A 7,528-nucleotide genomic window follows, 5' to 3' on the forward strand; every position below is an offset into this window, starting at 1 on the left:
TTCATGTACTTATATTAACAATCAAAACTCAAGGAAAATAGTCCTTAGTTAAATCAAACGACACTTCATGTCGTGTCGCTTATATCTCTGACCTGAAGGACTGAGTTTTACCCTCCATTTGATAAAATCGCGCAAGGCGACGCATTTATTTTCATTAGCCCTGAATATAACCACGGCTACAGCCCTGCGCTCAAAAATGCATTGGATTACCTCGGTAAAGAATGGGGCGGAAAACCTGCGGCATACGTTAGCTATGGAGGCACCAATGGTTCACGTTCGATTGATCAAATTCGCCAAGTGGCAACTCAATTGGGCTTAATTGACAGTAATGCTGTAGTTGAAATTCGTGACATTTTCACGCGTAATCAAACAGATAAATTCGAACCGAATGAATTTGACAACAAAGCGGTTAAAGGGATTTTCAAAAAATTACTGCAATATGTGAGTGCTTAATTATTGCCGTTCGCGTGATAAATGCCGCCTTTTGTAGGTTCAGGCTTACATTATTTTCGGCAGATGGCAGCTATACGCCATGCATCATCCACGATAAAGTTAAAACATACAGAGACAGGATGTCACTGAACATAAAACAACAATGATAAGACTAAGCAGGAAGCTTACGGTAGGACAGGAGTTATACCGCTAGAATGAATCTGAAAAAAGCCTCGACAGGATGTCGAGGCTTTTTTCATTTCAAATGCTACACAAGAATAGCTCTAACATGAGCCACAACCGAACTCAGGGCCATGGCTCAATGGGTCTCACCCAATCGGATACGATTACTTTTTAGAACTCTCCACAATTAAACGCGTCACCAGGTACAAACGCGGTACGATAGAATCTGTCAAAATATATTCAGCTTTATCTGAATGTAATCCATCACCTGACATGCCTAGTCCCTCAATGATCGCGGCTCTCGAACTAACCCCAGCAAAAGCGGCATCAGTACCACCACCCCAAGCGGTCGTTTCAACTTTCATCGGCAGCTTTAATTCGTTTGTGTAAATCTGCTGGGCTGTCGCGGCCAATTTTTTGGCTTGTGGACTGGCTTCTAAAGGTGGTCGACGGACTTCAAATTTGACCTCGACCTGACTTTCCGCCAATTTTTTGGTTTTGACTTTTTGCTTCAAGGTTTTTTCCAACTCAGCAAAATCTTGTGGTTTTAAGGAACGAGCATCTGCCTGCGCTGTCGCATGGTCAGGAATCACATTTCGGGTTTTTCCAGCCGTCGCAACAGTCCAATTCAGCTTTAAACCCGTTTTCGGATTGGATAGATTTTCTAATTGTTGAATCTGAAAAGCCAGTTCTGTCAAGGCATTGACCCCTGCTTCAGGTTTTACCCCCGCATGCGAACCCCGCCCTTTAATATCTAAATAAGCCGCACCAATCCCACTAGTGGCTAACATCAAACTTCCCTCTAAACCACCGGTTTCAAAGGAGAGGACAACGTCCTGATTTTGAGCTGTATCCATAATCAATTGGCGCGAGCCGGGTGAACTGATTTCTTCATCTGAATTAATTAACACCGTAATGGTGCCGTAATCTTGGTACTTCAGCTGTTTCAGCATATCCAAGACATGAATCACTGCAGCAACACCTTGCTTGTCGTCCAAAATACCTAAACCATAGGCTTTATTACCATCTATACGAAACGGTTGACCTTGTAATTGGCCCTTTTGATACACCGTATCATTATGTGCCAACAACATAATGTTCGTTTTACCTTTGCCTTTCAGTACCGCCTTGACAATCGGCCCTGTCTGATCTGGCGCACCATCGAGTTTCATGATGTCTTTGGGCTGAATCACGTTCACCTCAGCCCCTGTGGCTTTTAATTGCTCTGCGACCACCTTAGCAATTTGATTCAAACCCTCAATATCTTTACTGCCAGATTCAATATTGACCAAGGTTTTCAAGGTCTCTAAATAACTTTGCTTTTGACTTTCCGCAATTTGCTTAATCTCTTGTGGAGATGCTGCCCAACTTGCTGAAGCACTAAGCGCAATAACGCAGCCTAATGCGAGCTGAAGATTTGATGTCGTCAGTTGTTGTGTAAGTATTCTTAGCATCGATCTTATTCCCTGTATATTTTTCATTATGAATTTTTAATGTCTGATAAATTAGTTCACCATTCAACCAATTAATCGCAAAAATATGTAACACCGCTGATAAAGCTTTTAGTCACTTCAAAACCAGCTTCCTGCTGTTTTAAAAGCGGTTTAGATCAATATGGATACATAGATCTAACGATCGAGAGCCTTAATGCTGTGCAATATATTGACGCGACGGACAGAATGATAATTTAGGTGTTGTACGTTTTGGCTTACATCAGATGCGGATAATAGACACTATTCACGTTATTGGATTACTTTTATATTAAGGTCATACAGCGACAGGATGTCACTGAACATAAAACAACAATGATAAGACAATGAGCAGGAAGCTTACGGTAGGACAGGAGTTATACCGCTAGAATGAATCCGAAAAAGCCCCGACAGGATGTCGGGGCTTTTTTCGTTTAGGCGATGTGAAAGCAACATTCCATGTATTTGCACAGACTAAACATCGACCTGAAAACCTAAATCGACATCACAAGCGGCTTGACCACCTCGTATCCCCCAATTTTCTAGAGGGCTTTCACGTAATGTTATGATGATATGGTCGGCTGGAATGCCAAATTCCACCAAATTATGCACCAACATTTGATATAACTTACGCTTGGTTGCTACGGTTCGTCCCGCAAAACAATCAATGGTGATATGTGTAAAGCGCTCAGGCTGCGTCAAATGATCAAACACCTGAAACCGATGTGGCGCATGCACTTGCAAACGCATATTGCGGTCATATGAAGGTAGTTGAAAACTCTGTTGTAAGGCGTCAAAGACAGCATTTATCAACTGTTGTTCTTGTTCTATGCTGTATTGCATCCGTATATCGATTTGTGTTGCAGGCATGCGCGAAACTCATTGTTGTTATTTAAATCACTACACTAGCAGGATTTAGCGACGTTCTGCTGTAGGCATTTACCTACAGCGCTTGCAGTATTTACGCCTATGGCCTCAACAGCAACGCGCCTATAGTAAGAACATACAGAGACAGGATGTCTTGCAATAAAAATAAATAATGCACATGCAGCAGGAACGCTGATCGGTATGACAGGAGTCATATCTTTAGAATGAATCTAAAAAGCCCTCGATAGGATGTCGAGGGCTTTTTTCATGTCGTCATTCATTCAGCTATCGCACTCTATTCGTCGAAAAATCGCAATTTATCAACAATACTTACATCGCAACAGTAAAACTGTACTTATAATCGGCAGAGATTTTAGACAGAATAACGGCTGCGAGTTCAGCAGCTCGAACTGTCAGCGCTTAGGGATTAGGCGACAACAATAAAAATTGAATTAAAAAATTAGAGAATGACCTATGCAATTGCAACAGCAACAACTGAATAGTTTTACCCGCATTTTTCATGCCGCTCCAGAACACAATAGCCCGCAAGATCTTGCACAATATATTGGCGCGCATCGACAAGAGCTTTTACAACAAATCCATGAAAATGGCATCTTGCTGTTCCGTGGTTTTAACATCGAGCAACCCGAACAATTTAACCAACTGATTGAACAATATTTTCAGTTTACGCCATGGAATGCATTTAACCCCAACATGCCCAGCTGGGTTGCATCTTGGATGCGAAAATACAGCGAGAAATTGCTCGGCGCAGGCGACTACCGTCGTTATATCGATCGCAACACAGTGCAATTGGGTCCAGTCGAAAACTCGGTACAAGGCCCACATGTTGAAGGTGGCGTGCGCTCAGAACGCTCGCGTTATATCGCCTTATTTTGTCAGGAACCTTCGACGTATTTGGCAGAAACAGGATTTAATAACTTAGAGCAGATTTGGGAGAATTTTCCGAAACATCTACAGGAAAAATATCTTGGTGCATGGAACCATTTTTCTTATGTCTCGGCGCGCGAGGTGGGGCTATTTGACCGATTATTGCTGAAAAAGAGCCCGTTTAGTCTAGAGATTCGACAAGATAAAAAAGCCAAACTGACCTTGCAGCGTTCGCCACTGGTGATTCATCACCCCGATACGAAAAAGCATGTGATTCAGCCGTGGGCTTTTGCTAATAATACCAATCCATTTGCCCATCAGGCGGCCAAAAATTGCTTTGAAAATCGCGGGGAGATTGAAATCGATTCGACAGCGGACGGCATGCAACTGACTTGGGAAATTTACACGCCAGAAGGTCAACAAATTGAATGGAGCGATGCCGAAAAGCAGCAATTTTTTGATGCGATGTATAAAGATGCCCTGCTTTTGCAGTGGCATAAAGGTGATGTTGCGATCGTCGATAATATTAAAATTGCGCATTGGCGAATGAATGGAGAACAAGGAAATCGTAAATTAATTCAAATTCAAGCCAATGCATTTAATGCCGATGAGCACTATGCGGCTTAGGTGACGGATTTGAAATTCGTGCAGGCCTGTATGTGAGAAGCCCCGGAGGGGCTTTTTTTTATTTTTTGAATTTTTTGTTTATTTTTTAGTCGCTATTTTGGCTCAATTTTGAATAACCATGCTTTTTCACCATCCTCAATCCCCCAAATTGCGCCATCTTTGGCCTCAATCAAGCCACGGATCCGCTGTTTCATGTCGATACGCTGGATTTCTGTTGCCGGTTGATGTGCTGTGTCCACAATCACGATTGCTTGAGACGACAAACCACCAATCAGCGCTTTATTTTTCCACAAGGGGAACTTTTGCCCTTGGTAAAACATCAAACTCGACGGTGAAATCACCGGTGTCCAACTGATGGCAGGGGCTTCAAATTCAGGCCGTGTATGATGATCAGGAATCGGTTGATCATCATAATGATCGCCATTCGACACATGCGGATAGCCATAGTTTTTCGCTCGCTGCACGAGATTTAACTCATCACCGCCTTTCGGGCCCATTTCAGCCACCCAAAGCTGCTGTTTTGCATCAAATGCCATGCCTAAAGGGTTACGGTGCCCGAAGCTCCAGACTTGCTTGGCAACTTCGCCTTGGGTCTGAAATGGATTATCCGCAGCAGGCGTTCCATCACTATTTAAGCGCAACACTTTACCCAAATTTGACTGCAGATCTTGTGCAGGATCAAACTTCTGACGTTCGCCCGAACTCACCCATAATTTTCCATCTGTTCCAAATTGCATACGGTGTGAATAATGGCCTTGACCTTCTACTTTTGGAATTTGCCTCCAAATGATTTTTCGCTGTTTTAAACTTGGCACAGCTTCATTGAGGTTTAATGTGGCTTTTTCGATGACAGCGCCAAAACCGCCCTGTCCTGCTTCTGCATAGCTCAGGTATATCTGATGATTTTTTTCAAACTGTGGATCAAGTGCAATATCACCTAAGCCGCCTTGTCCACCATAGGCTACTTTGGGAAGGTTTTTCACCTGTATTTTCTGCTGATTTTGCGGGTTAAAGATGATCAGTTGACCTTTTCTTTCAGTTAGCAATAAGCGTCCATCTGGGAGTTGTTGAAACGCCCAAGGTTCATTAAATTGAGCGATTTTTTGTATTTTAAAGCGTTGTTCTTGCTGGATTTGTGCCGATTTTTGAGCTTGTCTTGGTGTTTGATCTTGTGCTGTAGTTGTGGTGTTTTCCGCATGGCATGCGGCTGTCATCAAGATACCGACGATGAGGCTAGGCGTTCGAAAATATTGTATACATTGTTTCATTTATTGTTCCCTTCCCTTTTATAATCATTTGATTCTAATCAATTAATCAGATGATTTTTCTTTGGAAAGGTAACAGAATAATTTTGTACGTTTTGGCTTACATGGCATGCAGAAAATTGCTGCTATTCAATTTATTCAAACAGGCCTAATCTACAGTTATCAGGAAACAGGAAGTTTCCGAAACATAAAACAATAACAATAAGTTTCTGCATCAGGACGTGAGATATGACATGGAGTTGTATCTAAAATACGAAATACGAAGAAAACCCCAACAGGATGTTGGGGTTTTCTTTTTCTAGCTGATTTTTAAAAGTTCGCTCTAATCTAGAACTTTCGCATAACATCTCTGTCAAAACTTCTTACAGTTTCCTGCGAAATTATTACATACCCAAATCCGTCAGCTTGTTAGCGTGGTAGACAATCCTCATTGCAAGGAGTCAATCATGACTTTAAAAGCTTTAGTGATAACTTCAAATGTCGGTGTTGAACATGACGAGCTGATCCAACCATTAAATTATTTAAATGAAAAGGGAATTGAAGCCATTCATGCCGCTATTAAACATGCGGTTGTCCAAACAGTAAAAGCCGACAAAAAGGTCGAAGCTGAAGTTCAACCCAATGCCCAATTGAGCAACGTAAATGCTGAAGACTATGATGTGTTAGTAATTCCAGGCGGAACTGTCAATGCAGATCATCTACGGATCGATGAAGATGCACTGCGACTTATTCAAAACTTTGCTGACCATCAAAAACCTATTGCTGCAATTTGTCATGGTCCTTGGGCGCTCATTAATTCTGAAAGAATTCGTGATAAAACTCTGACGTCTTATAAAAGCATTCGTTTGGATTTGGAAAATGCGGGTGCACATTGGGTCGATGAGCAGGTGCACCGCTGTAATACGGGCGGTTGGGTGCTCATTACTTCTCGCTGTCCAGATGACTTGCCTGCGTTTAATCAAGCGATTCAGCAGGAGCTTGAGCAACAGCAACAGCAACAGCAACAGCAACAGCAACAGCAACAGCAACAGCAACAGCAACAATAATTATAAAATGAAAATAACCGCATATTGCATGCGGGTATTTTATGAATCTACTTTATAAGATGTATGGCTTACAAATTTTTTAAGTATGCCACTACATCATCATTGCCTGCCATTTCTGCAAGCTCTAATGCTGTGTATTGGGTCTTATGCTGTACATTTGCACCTTTCTCTACCAACAGCTTCACTACGTCTAAATAGCCATTTTCTGCTGCTGCATGCAGTGCGCTATAGCCTTCGTCATCGGCAGAGTTTACGTCTGTGCCATTTGCCAATGATTTTTCGACTTCTGCAAGTTCACCTAAAGATGACCAGTACACCAGTTCAGGCAAATGCAGTTCTTCATCGTCTTCAGGGATTGGGGAGATAGAATTAAATTGCATGATCATAATACCTATTTGTAATTTCTATAAATATCGCTTGTTAATTAATGACCATGGCAGAATTGGTCATATAAATCAGTTTATTTAACGAATTTTATCAAATCTATTTAAAGCGTAATTCACAGTTTCCTTTGAATTTAATAAATATTTTCCATTTTTATCGCGTTCAATACGAATGGATAATTTAGCCGCTTGTGTAATAGTTCCAGATTCCAGTAATCGGCTGATATCACTATTTGGAAGAATAATAGATTTCTTTCATAAGTCATTTTTCACTCAGCTCTAAGTTATAAATTCCAGCAATTAGATTGAATCTCAATGCTAGTCTTTTGCCTCGATTGCGATATCGCTCAGCAAGAATTTTGAAGGTT

Annotated in this window: 6 protein-coding genes and 2 pseudogenes; 3 read left to right on the top strand and 5 right to left on the bottom strand. The window is 41.6% G+C overall.

Features of this window, described 5'->3' with window-relative positions; all coding sequences use genetic code 11:
* Positions 1–120: 120 nt before the first annotated feature.
* A pseudogene (locus tag FTU65_RS15730) lies at positions 121–453 on the top strand (NADPH-dependent FMN reductase); the annotation flags it as partial.
* Between the two features lie 326 nt (positions 454–779).
* Here FTU65_RS15730 and FTU65_RS15735 read toward each other — a convergent pair.
* Together FTU65_RS15735 and FTU65_RS15740 are read right to left on the bottom strand one after the other, a co-directional pair.
* A complete protein-coding gene (locus tag FTU65_RS15735) occupies positions 780–2,069 on the bottom strand; it encodes a glutamate carboxypeptidase (protein WP_180009618.1) in 1,290 nt (429 codons plus the stop codon).
* Positions 2,070–2,558: 489 nt separating this feature from the next.
* Positions 2,559–2,954: a tautomerase family protein gene (locus tag FTU65_RS15740; RefSeq protein WP_180005605.1), complete on the bottom strand. Its 396-nt coding sequence runs from the start codon at positions 2,952–2,954 to the stop codon at positions 2,559–2,561.
* A gap of 471 nt (positions 2,955–3,425) precedes the next feature.
* On the opposite strand from FTU65_RS15740, the gene FTU65_RS15745 reads away from it, so the two are divergent.
* A complete protein-coding gene (locus FTU65_RS15745; protein ID WP_180005606.1) occupies positions 3,426–4,466 on the top strand; it encodes a TauD/TfdA family dioxygenase in 1,041 nt (346 codons plus the stop codon).
* Positions 4,467–4,558: 92 nt separating this feature from the next.
* Here the strand turns inward: FTU65_RS15745 and FTU65_RS15750 are convergent, their stop codons facing one another.
* A complete protein-coding gene (locus tag FTU65_RS15750; protein WP_373683473.1) occupies positions 4,559–5,734 on the bottom strand; it encodes a PQQ-dependent sugar dehydrogenase in 1,176 nt (391 codons plus the stop codon).
* A 443-nt stretch (positions 5,735–6,177) separates the two neighbouring features.
* On the opposite strand from FTU65_RS15750, the gene FTU65_RS15755 reads away from it, so the two are divergent.
* Positions 6,178–6,777 carry a type 1 glutamine amidotransferase domain-containing protein gene (locus FTU65_RS15755; protein ID WP_180067049.1) on the top strand — a complete coding sequence of 200 codons (600 nt, stop codon included), beginning with the start codon at positions 6,178–6,180 and terminating at the stop codon, positions 6,775–6,777.
* A gap of 68 nt (positions 6,778–6,845) precedes the next feature.
* Here FTU65_RS15755 and FTU65_RS15760 read toward each other — a convergent pair whose 3' ends face one another.
* Positions 6,846–7,157: an ankyrin repeat domain-containing protein gene (locus FTU65_RS15760; protein WP_180009621.1), complete on the bottom strand. Its 312-nt coding sequence runs from the start codon at positions 7,155–7,157 to the stop codon at positions 6,846–6,848.
* Positions 7,158–7,422: 265 nt separating this feature from the next.
* Positions 7,423–7,528 (bottom strand): annotated as a pseudogene (locus tag FTU65_RS15765) (IS5/IS1182 family transposase); the annotation flags it as partial.

The sequence above is a fragment of the Acinetobacter sp. YH12129 genome, from assembly GCF_013418685.1.
Lineage (GTDB): Bacteria > Pseudomonadota > Gammaproteobacteria > Pseudomonadales > Moraxellaceae > Acinetobacter > Acinetobacter amyesii.